The 14,491-nt window shown below is 40.1% G+C and carries 11 protein-coding genes; 9 read left to right on the top strand and 2 right to left on the bottom strand.

All coding sequences use genetic code 11. The features are described 5' to 3' along the window. The first annotated feature begins 305 nt into the window (after positions 1–305). The 5 genes from ACK1I8_RS11885 (at position 306) to ACK1I8_RS11905 (ending at position 8,033) form a co-directional block, all read left to right on the top strand. Positions 306–1,202 (top strand): helix-turn-helix domain-containing protein, encoded by an 897-nt coding sequence (locus tag ACK1I8_RS11885; protein WP_412465604.1) that lies wholly within the window; start codon positions 306–308, stop codon positions 1,200–1,202. 798 nt (positions 1,203–2,000) lie between these two features. Next, positions 2,001–2,696: an ABC transporter ATP-binding protein gene (locus ACK1I8_RS11890; protein ID WP_412465605.1), complete on the top strand. Its 696-nt coding sequence runs from the start codon at positions 2,001–2,003 to the stop codon at positions 2,694–2,696. A 17-nt stretch (positions 2,697–2,713) separates the two neighbouring features. Further along, positions 2,714–5,221, top strand: coding sequence for a TonB-dependent siderophore receptor (locus ACK1I8_RS11895; RefSeq protein ID WP_412465606.1), 2,508 nt, complete (start codon positions 2,714–2,716; stop codon positions 5,219–5,221). Beyond that, on the top strand, positions 5,221–6,666 hold the full coding sequence (locus ACK1I8_RS11900; protein WP_412465607.1) for an ABC transporter permease: 1,446 nt from the start codon (positions 5,221–5,223) through the stop codon (positions 6,664–6,666). Before ACK1I8_RS11895 ends, ACK1I8_RS11900 begins: the two co-directional genes overlap by 1 nt. A gap of 5 nt (positions 6,667–6,671) precedes the next feature. Next, entirely contained in the window at positions 6,672–8,033 is a 1,362-nt protein-coding gene (locus tag ACK1I8_RS11905) for a DUF3526 domain-containing protein (RefSeq protein ID WP_412465608.1), read from the top strand. Positions 8,034–8,224: 191 nt separating this feature from the next. Here ACK1I8_RS11905 and ACK1I8_RS11910 read toward each other — a convergent pair whose 3' ends face one another. Beyond that, on the bottom strand, positions 8,225–8,692 hold the full coding sequence (locus tag ACK1I8_RS11910) for an Lrp/AsnC family transcriptional regulator (RefSeq protein ID WP_412465609.1): 468 nt from the start codon (positions 8,690–8,692) through the stop codon (positions 8,225–8,227). Between the two features lie 195 nt (positions 8,693–8,887). Here ACK1I8_RS11910 and ACK1I8_RS11915 point away from each other — a divergent pair, with 195 nt between their 5' ends. The 4 genes from ACK1I8_RS11915 to ACK1I8_RS11930 all read left to right on the top strand — a co-directional run bounded on the left by ACK1I8_RS11915 (position 8,888) and on the right by ACK1I8_RS11930 (position 13,955). Then, entirely contained in the window at positions 8,888–9,934 is a 1,047-nt protein-coding gene (locus ACK1I8_RS11915; protein WP_412465610.1) for a PLP-dependent cysteine synthase family protein, read from the top strand. A 23-nt stretch (positions 9,935–9,957) separates the two neighbouring features. Beyond that, a complete protein-coding gene (locus tag ACK1I8_RS11920) occupies positions 9,958–10,407 on the top strand; it encodes a protein-disulfide reductase DsbD domain-containing protein (RefSeq protein ID WP_412465611.1) in 450 nt (149 codons plus the stop codon). Between the two features lie 15 nt (positions 10,408–10,422). Further along, positions 10,423–12,072: a protein-disulfide reductase DsbD family protein gene (locus tag ACK1I8_RS11925; RefSeq protein ID WP_412465612.1), complete on the top strand. Its 1,650-nt coding sequence runs from the start codon at positions 10,423–10,425 to the stop codon at positions 12,070–12,072. Positions 12,073–12,290: 218 nt separating this feature from the next. Next, positions 12,291–13,955 (top strand): GH39 family glycosyl hydrolase, encoded by a 1,665-nt coding sequence (locus ACK1I8_RS11930; protein WP_412465613.1) that lies wholly within the window; start codon positions 12,291–12,293, stop codon positions 13,953–13,955. Positions 13,956–14,069: 114 nt separating this feature from the next. Here ACK1I8_RS11930 and ACK1I8_RS11935 read toward each other — a convergent pair whose 3' ends face one another. Next, a complete protein-coding gene (locus ACK1I8_RS11935) occupies positions 14,070–14,468 on the bottom strand; it encodes a DUF805 domain-containing protein (RefSeq protein WP_412465614.1) in 399 nt (132 codons plus the stop codon). Between the last annotated feature and the right edge of the window lie 23 nt (positions 14,469–14,491).

Here is a 14,491-nt window from a genome sequence, read left to right on the forward strand (position 1 = left end):
TTCTGACTTTTATTATAAAATAGTAAAAAGGTTAAAAACAGCACACAAAGCATATAAATCGACATAAATACCTGTATTTAAGTCGATTAAAATTTAAAAAAATATTAATCAAAAACATTAAAATCAATCAGATATTAGTCATTTTAAAAAAATACACTTGCAAAAATGATCTTGAACACTACATTTGCCAGTACAAAATCCGACAGATAAAAGGGCAGGAATTATCCACTAAAGGGTGGCTGAAATTGTGGTGCAAAAGATGATCGAATCTGTTAAGAAATTATTAAAAAACACTGAACGATTTTATGCAGCAACAGTTACTCGATAAAACTTTTTCAGAAAAAAGCCATGAGGAAGCACTTTCTTTAAATGGGGGCTTAATGGCAAAAATCCATCATAGCAGCGATCCGCATTATTGCAGCTCGGAGCCTTTCCGCATATCAAGTTATGCTTTAATTCTGATTACAAAAGGAAAAATGAACCTGAGGATAAATTTTGTAGAGCATGTGTTAAATCAAAGAGATATTTTACTCATTTTTCCACAAGCCATTTATGAGATCAGGGAGAATAGTGATGTTTCTTTTATCAGTATCCATTTTAATAAAAGTTATTTAAAAACCAGGGGAGTATTTTTTAATACCGGGGAAGCTTACAGAATGTTCCAGGACGGTCCCAAACATAAATTTTCACTTTCAAAAGAGGATTATACATTCATTTACTACGATATGCTCGCCCTGCATAAAAAGCTAAATACATCTAAGGATACCCCGCAGATTAAAAACATTGTGCATAACAGCTTTCTGGAACTGCTTTACGATCTCTTTCTTTTAAAGAACAAACAGAAAGACGCAGTGCCTCTGGTACATGATAGCAAGACAGAACTCACCAATCGTTTTCTATCGCTGGTATCGGAGCATTTTAGAAAAGAAAAACGTGTAATTTATTATGCCAACTGTTTACGTATTACGCCAAGGCATTTATCGCAGGTGGTTAAACAGGTAACTGATAGAACAGCCGGGGAAGTTATTGATGAAATCGTGATCAGGGAGGCAAAATTATTGTTAACCAGTCACGTAATGAATATATCGGAAGTAGCCATGGCGTTACACTTCAGCAATTCCTCTTTTTTTGGCAAGTATTTCAAAAAACAGACGGGAATTACTCCGTCTGAATATAAATTATCGAATAATATTGCGGTTTAGCGAACTGATGAAATTAAGACGCAAAAAACATTATGACTGTACAGTAGTAAATTTGCAACAGCTATATCCTCCCATCTGTAAAAATGAAAAGTTATATCATCACTCATTGCCACCAGAAAACCATGTATGTAGCTTGCCGGTATTGCTTTCCTAAAAACCAAAATAATTAAGCCCAACACTTCATAACATCCCCTTGGCCCTATTTGTCCGTACCAGATGGAAACATCAGACATCGCAGATCAAAAAATGTTTTGCTTTAGTGAACTGACGATCAGTATTTAATCATCGGATGAAATAAGCAAGCCTGATAAAAGGTTTGATTTTATTTTTTTAAATGTAACTTTGTTGCATTGAATCTTTCAGAGAATAAATACCGCAAAGAAATTTTCACCCGCATATGGGCGCTATTGATATTGGCATTATTTCTTAACGGGGCCTTAATACAAAGCGTGCACCACCACGGCGCAAAAGAAACAACATCTCCTCAACCGAATTCAAAACACAGCAGCCAGCTTGACGCTGCAAAGTTAAGCTGTAAACTCTGTGAGGTACTGAAACAGCAATCACACTTTTTCGATATCCCTGCATGCTGTTCAGCTCTTTTACCAATAAGGAAACCAGGTATTAAATCCTATGTGTACCTCATTAAACAACCTGTTGCTTATATTTTATCTTATAGCAATAAAGGGCCGCCAGGTTTAACGGCCTAATCAATAACCAGGTTTACTTTATTTACCAGGCAATTCATTTTCTTTAACGTGCGGCTGTACACGGCATGCACTATATACTATAATTTTTATGCTTCAAGCTATTTCATTATCTAAAAATTACGGAACTTATCAAGCCCTGAACCAACTTAATTTAACTGTTAACGCTGGCGAGGTATTTTGCCTTTTGGGTCAGAACGGTGCCGGAAAAACTACCACCATTAATTTATTTCTCGGTTTTATCGAACCAAGTGCAGGTCAAATTTTAATCGACGGTAAAGCAGTGGATACGCACGATAACGAGCGCCGTAAACACCTCGCCTACATCCCTGAAGTAGTGATGCTTTATGGTAACCTTTCGGCCATAGAAAACCTCGATTATTTTTCGAAACTGGCAGGTTTTAATTACGACACGAAAAGTTTGACCGGTTTTCTAAACCGATGCGGTTTACAAGAATCAGCTCACCACAAACATCTGTCTGGTTTTAGTAAAGGCATGCGCCAAAAAGTGGGTATTGCGATTGCCCTGGCTAAAAATGCGAAAATCATTCTAATGGATGAGCCAACCAGTGGTTTAGATCCAAAAGCCACGGCCGAGTTCACCCTATTGGTTAAACAATTGGCTGCCGAGGGTAAATCCATCTTAATGGCAACGCACGACATATTTAATGCCGTAAATGTAGGCTCACACATCGGCATCATGAAACAAGGCGAATTGATCCATACCCTTAAAGCAAGTGAAATTAACGCAAACGACCTGCAGGAATTATACTTACAGACCATATAATAAATTAAATCCATTTCATGTACCCAAAATATAAGGCGCTTTCTGGTGCCGCTACAATTTCTTTGCTTTTTTTGTTCAATCTTTTTAACCTGCAGGCCCTGGCGCAAATTAAGGTAAGCGGAAAGGTGATCAATGCTCAGGATCAAAACATTTATAAAGCCACTGTTAAATTTAAAAATGGCAAACATCAATTGAATACCATTACCGATTCCTTAGGAAATTTCTCACTTTTTTTACCAAAAACAGCTAATTATACTGTTACAGTTAGTGCCGTTGGCTATAGCAGCTTTAGCCGCATGTACCCGATCAATGAAACAGGCAGTTTAAACCTTGACGCCATTGTATTGCAAGTTTCGAATGAAGAACTACAAACGGTTGAAGTTGTAGGCACCAATGGCAACAAATACTATGGCAATTATTCCTTTTCAGCCACAAAAACGGCCACTTTAAATAAAGACATTCCACAGGCCATTTCTTCAGTATCGAAAGAACTAATCGCCGATAGGCAGGCGGCTGTACTGGCTGATGCCGTTAAAAACGTAACCAGTGTATCGCAAAGCAGTTATTATAACCAATTCTCCATCAGGGGAATTAACCAAAATGAAGAAGGTGCCATTATTAACGGCATGCGTACCCGCCAGTTTTATTTTAACCAGCCCCTAACCAATAACCTGGAACGGATTGAGGTAATAAAAGGTCCGGCAAGTGCTACCTTTTCGAGTGTAGACCCTGGGGGAAGCATCAACCTGGTAACAAAAAAGCCTCTGGCAACGGATCGCAAGGAGATCAGTATCTCGGCCGGAAGTTTTAGTACAATACGTGGCGCATTAGATTTTACCGGTCCATTAAATGCGGATAAAACATTGCTTTACCGGCTGAATCTTGGATATGAAGACAGCAAAAGTTTCAGAGACCTGCAATACAGAAAGGGCTATATGATTGCGCCCTCTTTCTCCTACATTCCAAATGACCGTACCAGTTTAAATGTGGAGTTGGTGGTGAACAACAGCAACTCCAGATTAGACCGGGGCCAGGCGATTTTCGGTGCCATTGCCGGTCAAACCGACTTAAAAAGTACACCGATCAATTTTAACATGGGTGCCAGCAATGATCGTTTTAATACTCAGGATTTAATGCTAATGACCAATTTTTCTCATCGCTTTAACCAGGATATTGTATTTAACGTGGCTTATATGAAGCAAAACTGGAACGAAGATCTTTTGGAACATCGAACCACCAATGCTTTTGGCGTTGATGAGAACAATCAACCGATCCCTACCCTTGCCGCCATGCGGGCAGTTCAACGTCAGCAAAAGTGGAGTACCGATAATTTAAGCACCTATTTCAGTATAAATGCCAATACGTTTAGCTTAAACCATAAAATGGTTGTAGGCTACGATCGGATCAATACCCAGAAACTGCGTGGCGGTGGAGAAAATGCTGCACAGGGTTACCGGTTAAAGGACGGAACCATAGCCAGCAGGTATGATCCGGCCAAAAAAGAACTTTATTTATTTAAAATGGCAAATGGGGTAAATGCGCCTGTACCTAATGTTGAGCATTTTAACCTGGCTAACCCAAGCTACACGCTTAAAAATTTAAGCGATTATATTTTTACTAAAACTGAAATCCCGCCGGCCTATAATTTAGTTAATGCCGTTTATTTTCAGGATCAGATTAATTACGGTAAACTTACTTTAACCTTGGGTTTAAGACAGGAATGGTACGAAGATTACAGCAATTACAAACTGACAACTGAAAAGAAGATCGATCAGCAGAAGCTTTTGCCCAGAATCGGACTAACCTATGCGGCAACTTCGAACATCAACCTTTATGGAACTTATTTACAGGGTTACCAACCACAGGGCAATACCTCAACCCTGGTTATTGTACCACCGCCTGCAGGCACAAACTTTAAACCCTTAACCAGTGATTTAAAAGAGATCGGTGCAAAATCAGAATGGTTGAACAAAAGTTTAATGGTTAACGTTTCGGTTTTTGAAATCAACCAGAAAAACCTGCTGATGAATGCAAACGACCCGGTTGATGTGAACCGCTTAATTGAACGTGGCGCACAGCGCAGCCGTGGCTTTGAATTCGAAGCTTCAGGTTTCATCAGCCGGAATTGGCAGTTTAATGCAGGTTACAGCTATATAGATGCCATTATTAGGGATGATTTCAACGCATCCCTTATTGGTCAGCGGGTACAGAACACACCAAAGCACAGTGCCAGTTTATGGACACGTTATAATTTTGAAACTCAAAAGCTGAAAGGACTTGGCTTTGGTACAGGTTTACAATATAGCGGCACTAAACTTCCATTGTACATCAGGGATTTTACACTTCCGGCCTATACCCTTGTTGACGCCGCAATTTATTATTCGCCCGCAGGCGCAAAGGTTCAGTTGGCCTTAAACATGAACAACATCTTAAATAAAACCTATTGGGTAGGTGCTCAAAACTACCTGCGCCTTTTCCCGGGCACACCAAGAAATGTAATGTTTAACGTAACCTATAGAATATAATGTCAGGTAGAATAAGCACTATTGCAAAACAAACATTTAAAGCAGCCTTTAACAATGGCGCCACCATAGCACTAACTCTTTTACTGGGTTTATCGCTCTGCTTGGCCACTTATATTGGCTGGCAAAATTTTAAAATACAAAATAATCAACGGCTCCATTATAAGGCCTTGGTAAGAGCGAAATGGTTAGCCAAACCAGATAAACACCCCCACAGGATGGCACACTATGGTTATCTGGCCTTTAGAGAAAAACACGAACTCAGTTTCTTCGATTTTGGTATAGAAAGTTTTGCCGGGGTATCGATTTTTTTAGAGGCACATAAACAAAATACCGTTAATTTCAGCGAGGCTGGTTTTACGAACGGAATGCTAAGTTTTGGCGAAATCAGTGTAGCCATGGTATTACAACTGTTGGTACCTTTACTTATTTTCTTTTTGGGTTACAACAGTATATCGGCCGAACGTGAATCGGGCACCTTAAAAATCCTGTTGTGTCAGGAGGTAAGCTGGAAACAGCTCCTTTGGGGCAAAACTATAGGCATTATCGGCGTTTGCCTTTCTATATTTATTCCTCTCATTCTCCTCACCATTTTGTTATGGGCATCACTAAGCAATTGGCAGATCAGCATGGATTCGGCCTTACGCCTTTTACTACTGGTTTTAGTTTATGCCATCTATTTTTTCGTTATATCAGCCATTACGGTTTTGGTTTCGGCCTTTGCCCGCAGTTCTAAATCGGCTTTGATTACTTTACTGGCCTGCTGGATATTTTTTATGGTCATTATGCCGCGCATTACCCAGGCGGTTGGGATAAAGATCTATCCTTCGCCATCTAAAATAGAATTTGCCGATGCCATTGCGGCTGACGTTCACCAGCAGGGCGATAGCCACGATCCAAACGATCCGCATTACGCGGCCATTAAAGATTCGCTATTGAAAGCTTACGCTGTGGATGATGTTAAAAAGCTCCCTTTTAACTACGGTGGCTATATTATGGCCGAGGGAGAAAAGATTACCTCAAAAATTTATAGTGAGCATCAGGATAAGCTGAACAAAATTTTTGAAAAACAGAACAGCATCACTACTATTACGGGTTTCTTAAACCCCTATTTATCGCTGAAAAATATTTCGATGGCCTTAACCGCATCTGATTTTAATACCTACGTCGATTTTCAGCGACAGGCGGAAACTTACCGCTATCAACTTGCTCAAAAGATGAATAAGCTCCAGATTGAGAAAATCAGCAACATTAAACCAGGGGATGAAGAAAAACCGCCAGCCATTAGTAAGGCCAACTGGGCAGAACAACCCGATTTTAACTACCATTTTAAAAAATTAGATACTGTTTTGCTGAATGAGTTATTAGCGCTAAGTGCCTTAACGTTCTGGTTACTGGTTATGGTTATTTCGCTCCAATATTCAACCAGATGGATTAAAATGATATAATACGCATGAAAAAAAATAGATATCACCTCGAATTTAAATTGTTTTTTAGAAGCAGTTCTTCCTGGATTGGGATCTTTGTACTCCTGATAACCGGTTTTGCCGGCCTATATTTTGGCAAAACCTTCATCGCCAAGCAACAGGCTGTGATTGAAAAAGCAGCAACGTTACAAAAGAAAAATACCCTTAACAATATTGATCATTTTGGCAATGATATTGGCCTGTTATTTTTCCATAATAAGTTTTCGCTAGCCAATGCGCCTGATCACTGGGCGGCTTTTGCCAACGGACAGCGCGATATTAATCCTTATTTAATTTCGGTGACCATGTTGGCCCTTGAAGGCCAGCTTTACGATACCGATATCAACAATCCTGTTAGCCTGCTTTTGGGCAATATGGATCTTAGTTTCGTATTTATCTTTTTGTTCCCCCTGGTTATTATTGCCTTTACCTACAATCTCCTTTCAGAACAAAAGGAAAGTGGCATTTGGTCACTTTTAAAGGCCCAAACCAACCAATCCTTCCAGGTCATCTGGCAAAAATTTTTAGTCAGAGTGGTGGTGATTTTTAGTGTTGCACTTTTACTGTTACTCATCGCAATGCTTTACTTAACACTCCCGGTTGATTTAACCTTCCTTTCGGTTACCCTACTCATTTTACTCTATCTTAGTTTTTGGTTTGCCCTTTCATTTTTCTTCATCTCTTTAGGCAAATCTTCTAATTTTAATGCGTCTGCGCTGATAGCCGTCTGGGTACTGCTCTGCATCATCATTCCGGCATCATTTAATCTTTTCCTCACACGGAAATACCCGGTACCCGAAGCTTTGCAAAATGTGATTAACCAACGCGAAGGCTATCATGAAAAATGGGATATGGCCAAAGAGGTAACCATGAAACCCTTTTTTAAACATTACCCCCAATTAAAGAAATATCCCTTTCCGGAAAAGAAAACCTTTAGCTGGTATTGGTATTATGCCATGCAGCAAATGGGAGATGACCAGGCATTGGCAAGCAGGTTAGCCATCGAAAAAAAATTGGCAGGGAGACAGCATTTAACTGATATTTTTGCTTTTTTCATTCCTACGATACAAATACAGCTTGGGGTAAATCAAGTAGCAGGATCAGATCTCGATACACATCTTGAGTTTCAGCAGGCGGTCAGAAAATATCACGAACAGATCCGCTTACATTTTTATCCGGCCATTTTTCTCAACCAGCCTGTTAACGATACGGATATTAAAGATTATAAACTGGAAAAATATCAGCGGCAACAGGTTCCGGCGATATGGATAAATATGCTTTCGGTATTATTGCTAACGATAATCATTATTGGAGCCACGGCTTTCAATTTGAAAAGGTTCAATAATTAACAGAAAAATCGTTATTGCGAGGAGGCTTTTTGAGCAGGCAGTCTGTCGTGCCTTTTCAGGATTCCTCTCCGCAATGACATATTTATGGCGGATATGCGTAAGCTTCTGTATAGCTTGAATCAGTTCGAAAGTAACAGATTTTCATACAAACATGACCAATCAACCATTGACTGATAACTAATCAGCCACCACTACAGCGGATAAGCCGTTTCACTCTTTGGCTCGGAAAGCACAAAGTAGCTTTGAACGGTAGTAATGTTGGGCAGTGTAGCCAGTTTATTTCTCAGAAACTCATGATAAGCATCCATATCTTTAGTGGCAATACGGAGAATAAAATCATGTGCGCCAGTCATTTGCAGACATTCCATCACTTCTACAAACTTAGAAACCTCCGTTTCAAACTCGATCAGGGTTTTAGCAGTATGCTCTTTCAATAGTACATGCGAGAAAGCAATTAAATTGCTATTGATTTTTTTCCGGTCCAGAATGGCCACGATTCTTTTAATATAGCCCTGCTCTTTAAGCCTCCTTATCCGTTCGTGTATCGTTGCTATCGATTTATGCAGTTTCAACGCTATCTCCTTATGGGTTAAGGCGGCATCATGCTGCAATAGTTTTAATATTTCGATATCTACCTGATCTAAATCTCCATGTACCATGTAAGCTTGCAAATGAAAAAAAATATAATAGACCTTAAAAAAATCAGTCTAAACTGAAATAAAAATTAATTATGGTTAAAAATAACAGAAAATTTCTGAAAAAAAGCACATGTATTGACATAAATAAGAATAATCCAGAGTTTTACCGAAATTTAATTCATTGAAAATTCATTTTAATTGATTTAAAAATTCGCCATGCAAGCATTAACAGCAAATGAAATAACATCTTCCAATATGGGAAAATTTGAACATTTATCACTCCTGGTTGGCAATACCCCAATGCTGGAACTTACTTATACTTACCAGGGAAGTATGGGTAAAATTTATGTTAAATGTGAACATTATAACCTAACTGGTAGCATCAAAGACAGGATGGCGCTTTATACCCTAAAAAAAGCTTATGCTGAAGGCAAAATCAAAGCAGGAGACCGCATTATTGAGGCTACGAGCGGTAATACCGGGATTGCATTGGCTGCCATAGGTAAAGCTTTAGGTCATCCCGTAACCATCATTATGCCCAATTGGTTGAGTAAAGAGCGCATGGATATTATCAGAAGCTTGGGAGCTGAAATTATTTTGGTGAGTAAAGAAGAAGGCGGATTTATCGGTAGCATTAAACTTGCAGAAGAAATGGCTGCAAAAGACCCGAATATCTTTTTACCAAAACAGTTCGAAAATATTGCCAATCCGGAAGCACACGAACATACCACAGGGAAGGAAATCTGGGGGCAATTGCAATTGAAAAATATATCTCCCGATGCTTTTGTTGCAGGGGTAGGTACCGGAGGAACCATCATGGGGGTAGGTAACTTTTTAAGAAAGCGAAATGCTAATATTAAAATACACCCGCTTGAGCCTGCAGAGTCTCCAACTTTAACTACGGGTTATAAAGTAGGTAGCCATAGAATCCAGGGCATTTCTGATGAGTTCATTCCCGAAATTGTTAAACTGGGCGAACTGGATGAGGTGGTACAGGTAAACGACGGCGATGCCATACTGATGGCGCAAAAACTAGCAGAGAAACTGGGTTTAGCGGTAGGTATATCGTCAGGAGCCAATGTGATAGGTGCCATCAAACAACAGCAAAAAATGGGAATCGACAGCTGTGTAGTCACCGTCTTTTCTGATAGCAACAAGAAATATTTAAGTACCGATTTAATGAAGTTAGAACCCGTTAAAGCAGAATATATTACCCCCGAAGTAGATTTTCTGGATTACCAGGCATTTAGCAGATTAAACTAACCACCATAACCAATCAACAAAACATGAAAAAAATTATCCTTTTGCTATGTACCGTATGCCTGATTAACCTTGGGGCATACAGCCAGATTTTAAAACCCGTAACCTGGAGTTACGCTGCCAAAAAAACCGGTCCAAATACCGCTACTGTTTTTATTAAGGCTACTATAGATCAAGGCTGGCATCTTTACTCACAATTGATTAAAGATGGAGGTCCTGTTAAAACAACCTTTACCTTTCCGGCATCCGGTGCTTATACACTGGTTGGAAAAACAATCGAACCAAAAGCGATAACGAAGTTCGAGCCTACTTTCAAAATGGAGGTAAGCTACTTCGAAAAATCGGTAGTGTTTCAACAAAAAGTAAAGTTGAAAGGTAAAACCGCAACTGTTAAAGGCAGTTTAGAATTTATGGTATGCGATGATAAACAATGTTTGCCGCCAGAACAGGTCGACTTTAGTATTCCTGTAAAATAATAGCGTAGCAAGCATATGATATCCTTCAAAAAAATCTGTCTCGGGTTACTGCTCTGTGGTGCCATATCCCTTAACGCATATGCACAGGACAGCACAGGTACAGATGATCTTACATTTACTGAAATTAAGCCTGAAGCGGCTGACAGCAGCATTAAAGCTACTGATACCGTTGTTAAAACATCAGTTGCATTACCCGCTACGGTTAATCAGGCTGCTACACCGTCAAAAGAAGAAGATAAGACCTTATGGGGCATTTTTATTGCTGGCTTTGTTGGCGGTTTAGCAGCCCTGTTGATGCCTTGCATCTTCCCTATGTTGCCGCTTACCGTCAGTTTTTTTACTAAAGGTTCAGAAAAAGGAAAAGCTTTTCAACGGGCAGCATTATACGGTTTTTTTATTATCCTCATTTACGTGGTGCTCGGACTTTTGGTTACCGTGATTTTTGGTGCCGATGCCCTAAACAATTTATCAACCAATGGAATCTTCAATTTCTTTTTCTTCTTATTGCTTGTCGTTTTTGCAGCTTCATTTTTAGGGGCTTTCGAAATTACCCTGCCCTCTTCATGGGTAAATAAAATGGATGCCAATTCGGACAAAGGTGGCATTGCAGGGTTATTTTTTATGGCCGGAACACTGGCACTAGTATCTTTTTCCTGCACTGGTCCAATTATAGGTACCTTATTGGTACAGGCAGCAACCACTGGCGCCCTACTGGGTCCGGCGATTGGCATGTTTGGCTTTTCTTTAGCCCTGGCTATTCCCTTTGCCTTATTTGCTTTATTTCCTTCCGCAATGAACAAACTGCCAAAATCAGGCGGTTGGTTAAACAGTGTTAAGGTTGTACTGGGGTTTCTTGAACTTGCTTTTGCCTTAAAATTCTTAAGCAATGTAGATCTGGCCTATCATTGGGAATGGTTTGACCGCGAAATCTTCTTAAGCCTTTGGATCGTCATTTTCGGGATGATGGGCATTTATCTATTGGGTAAACTGAAGTTTTCGCATGATAGCCCGTTGGCATTTATCTCCGTACCAAGGCTTTTTCTGGCCACTATAGTATTAGCCTTTACCATTTACTTAATTCCGGGCATGTGGGGGGCACCATTAAAAAGCATTTCCGCTTTTCTTCCACCGCAGGAAACCCAGGATTTCGATCTGTATACCGCCAGTTTATTAGGCGGAAAACAGACCGCAACAACTGATGGTCCGCATAAATATGCAGACAAATTCCATGCGCCGTTAAAACTGAATGTCTATTTCGATTACGATGAAGGTTTGGCCGCAGCGAAAAAACTAAATAAACCTGTAATGATCGATTTTACCGGGCATGCCTGCGTAAACTGTAGAAAAATGGAAGCTAATGTTTGGCCCGATAAAGATGTATATAAAATGATCAGTAATGATTATGTATTAATCCAGCTATATGTAGACGATAAAACAGAACTGGCTCCTAATGATGTAACGGTTACACCAGAAGGGAAAAAACTTACCACTATTGGCAAAAAATGGAGCGACCTGCAAGCCAGGAAATTCCAATCCAATTCTCAGCCCTTTTATGTACTGCTCGATCCAAAAAAAGAAACCTTACTGGCACCACCGCAAGGTGCTGATTATGAAATAGCCAATTATAGAAAATTCTTAGTGAGTGGTTTAAACGCTTTCCACTAAACAGTTAGGGATAAAAGCGTTGAATTTAATTTTAGTTAATGATGTAAGGACAGTACCGGATGGTCTGTCCTTTTTCTTTTGCAGCCAGGTTATGGCAAGATAATCACGCCCGATGATGTGAATTTGTTATAAAGAGTCTATCGAATACCATTTTTTTTTATTTACTTTAATACACGCGTTTGCACTGCTTCACTCAAACAGCCACTATAAAGCACGATATGAAAATATTAAATAGCATTTACGTTTTTCTTGGTTTATCTGTTTTTTCTTATGTAGCGACAGCTCAATCGAAAGCTAACATTGAAGTTGATTTCGGCAAGAATACAGCGCCTATGAAATCTATATGGGCATGGTTTGGTTACGATGAACCGAATTATACCTATATGAAAGATGGTCAGAAGCTGCTTACTGAAATTTCAAAATTAAGCCCTGTGCCGGTGTATGTACGGACACACAACTTGCTTACCTCGGGAGATGGCACACCTGCTTTAAAATGGGGATCAACCAATGCCTACACTGAAGACGCCCAGGGTAATCCGGTTTATAACTGGAAAATTGTAGACCAGATTTTTGATACTTATGTAAAAAGAGGGATGAAACCTTTGGCACAGATTGGTTTTATGCCCGAGGCACTTTCAACCAAACCTGTTCCTTATCAGCACAAATGGAAACCGGGCGCTCGCTATGATGAGATTATGACCGGCTGGGCCTATCCGCCAAAAGATTATAAAAAGTGGGGCAATCTGGTTTACAAATGGGTTAAACATTGTGTAGAACGCTATGGTAAGGCTGAAGTAGAAAGCTGGTATTGGGAAGTATGGAACGAACCCGATGGTGCGTATTGGAAAGGTACCCAAGCCGATTTTTTTAAGCTTTATGATTACGCTGCCGATGGGCTGAAACGGGCTTTACCTACTGCTAAAATAGGCGGTGCCAATGTAACGGGCGGCGGTGCTAAATATCTGGATGCTTTTATTAAACACTGTTTATCAGATACCAATTACGTAACCGGTAAAATTGGTTCGCCTTTAGATGCTGTACTGTTTCATGCCAAAGGATCTCCACGTGTAGTAAATGGAACAGTTGTGATGGATATCAGGGCCCAGCTGCGCAATATAGAGTCGAACTTCAGGGTAATTAACAAGTACCCGCAACTTAAAAATATCCCGGTGATTATCGGCGAGTCGGATCCTGAAGGTTGTGCAGCCTGTGGCATGGCTACCAATCCGGAAAATGCTTATCGAAACGGCACCATGTATTCGAGTTATACCGCGGCATCTTTTGCCCGTTTGTATGCACTTACTGATCTATATCAAATTAACCTGCTGGGCGCTGTAACCTGGTCGTTCGAATTTGAAAACCAGCCCTGGTTTGCAGGTTTCAGAGATTTGGCCACCAATGGCGTAGATAAACCGGTACTAAATGTTTTCAGGATGTTTGGGATGATGAAAGGTAACCGTGTAGCGGTTAAAAGTAACCGCATGTATCCACTAAAACCAGTTCTTGATTCGAGTATCAGGAAACCACAAACTGATATTGGTGCGCTGGCGGCCAAAGCAGAACAATCGGCTACAATAATGGTATGGAATTACCATGACGAAGATAAAACTGGCAATCCCGATACAGTAAGGGTTATACTCCACAATTTACCTGTTAAAACCGTTACATTGACCGAATACCGTGTAGATGCCAATAACAGCAATGCTTATGAAGTTTGGAAAAAAATGGGTTCTCCACAAAATCCTGATGCCATACAAATTGCCACATTAGCAAAAGCCGGTCAGCTTAAAATGATTGGAAAGCCGATAAAGCAAAGTGTTTCAAAAGATCTAGCGCTGGTACTGCCCAGGCAGGGCGTATCGCTATTGAAAATGGATTGGTAAGTAAATCTTCACCGTTTTTTGAAAACTATGGGCCTGGTTTTGGTATCTTAAAAGGATTGAAATTCTAAGCCACCCGGTTGAGATTACAAATCAGAAACAACGGTAATTCTATAATTAGTTGCCTTGATCTCCTGTTCCGGGGTGCTGATTGGCAGCTACAGGCACTGTGCTTAACTGCGGGCTGAAATGAGTTTCGGCATACAGATCATCGTTTCCTTCACCTTTAGGATTATCGCCATATTCATTTGGCCCATAATCGCCGGGACCAAAAAATAAGATAAAGCTATAAAAAGGAATAAGCATCCACCAGCCGGAGTTACCTCTGTCATGACAACGTTTGGCACTTTGTGCGATCAAAATATAGAGTGGGATCAACATCAGTACACCAAAGGCTTCCGATCCACCTTCTGCTGCAGCGGCAATGATAGCAACAGAAATTAAACAAAAAATACGTGAAAGAGCATATTCCGTACGACGAATGCGGCCTTCAAAAGAAAAAACTGATTTAAACATGAGTGCGTTTTGATTGTTTGGTT

Origin of the sequence: Pedobacter sp. KLB.chiD (genome assembly GCF_047040275.1) — a bacterium.
Taxonomy (GTDB): domain Bacteria; phylum Bacteroidota; class Bacteroidia; order Sphingobacteriales; family Sphingobacteriaceae; genus Pedobacter.

What these genes read in the sequence shown, in the direction of transcription:
- ACK1I8_RS11885 (WP_412465604.1), top strand. Translation starts at nt 306, where the DNA reads ATGCAGCAACAGTTACTCGATAAAACTTTTTCAGAAAAAAGCCATGAG.
- ACK1I8_RS11890 (WP_412465605.1), top strand. Translation starts at nt 2,001, where the DNA reads ATGCTTCAAGCTATTTCATTATCTAAAAATTACGGAACTTATCAAGCC.
- ACK1I8_RS11895 (WP_412465606.1), top strand. Translation starts at nt 2,714, where the DNA reads ATGTACCCAAAATATAAGGCGCTTTCTGGTGCCGCTACAATTTCTTTG.
- ACK1I8_RS11900 (WP_412465607.1), top strand. Translation starts at nt 5,221, where the DNA reads ATGTCAGGTAGAATAAGCACTATTGCAAAACAAACATTTAAAGCAGCC.
- ACK1I8_RS11905 (WP_412465608.1), top strand. Translation starts at nt 6,672, where the DNA reads ATGAAAAAAAATAGATATCACCTCGAATTTAAATTGTTTTTTAGAAGC.
- ACK1I8_RS11910 (WP_412465609.1), bottom strand. Translation starts at nt 8,692, where the DNA reads ATGGTACATGGAGATTTAGATCAGGTAGATATCGAAATATTAAAACTA.
- ACK1I8_RS11915 (WP_412465610.1), top strand. Translation starts at nt 8,888, where the DNA reads ATGCAAGCATTAACAGCAAATGAAATAACATCTTCCAATATGGGAAAA.
- ACK1I8_RS11920 (WP_412465611.1), top strand. Translation starts at nt 9,958, where the DNA reads ATGAAAAAAATTATCCTTTTGCTATGTACCGTATGCCTGATTAACCTT.
- ACK1I8_RS11925 (WP_412465612.1), top strand. Translation starts at nt 10,423, where the DNA reads ATGATATCCTTCAAAAAAATCTGTCTCGGGTTACTGCTCTGTGGTGCC.
- ACK1I8_RS11930 (WP_412465613.1), top strand. Translation starts at nt 12,291, where the DNA reads ATGAAAATATTAAATAGCATTTACGTTTTTCTTGGTTTATCTGTTTTT.
- ACK1I8_RS11935 (WP_412465614.1), bottom strand. Translation starts at nt 14,468, where the DNA reads ATGTTTAAATCAGTTTTTTCTTTTGAAGGCCGCATTCGTCGTACGGAA.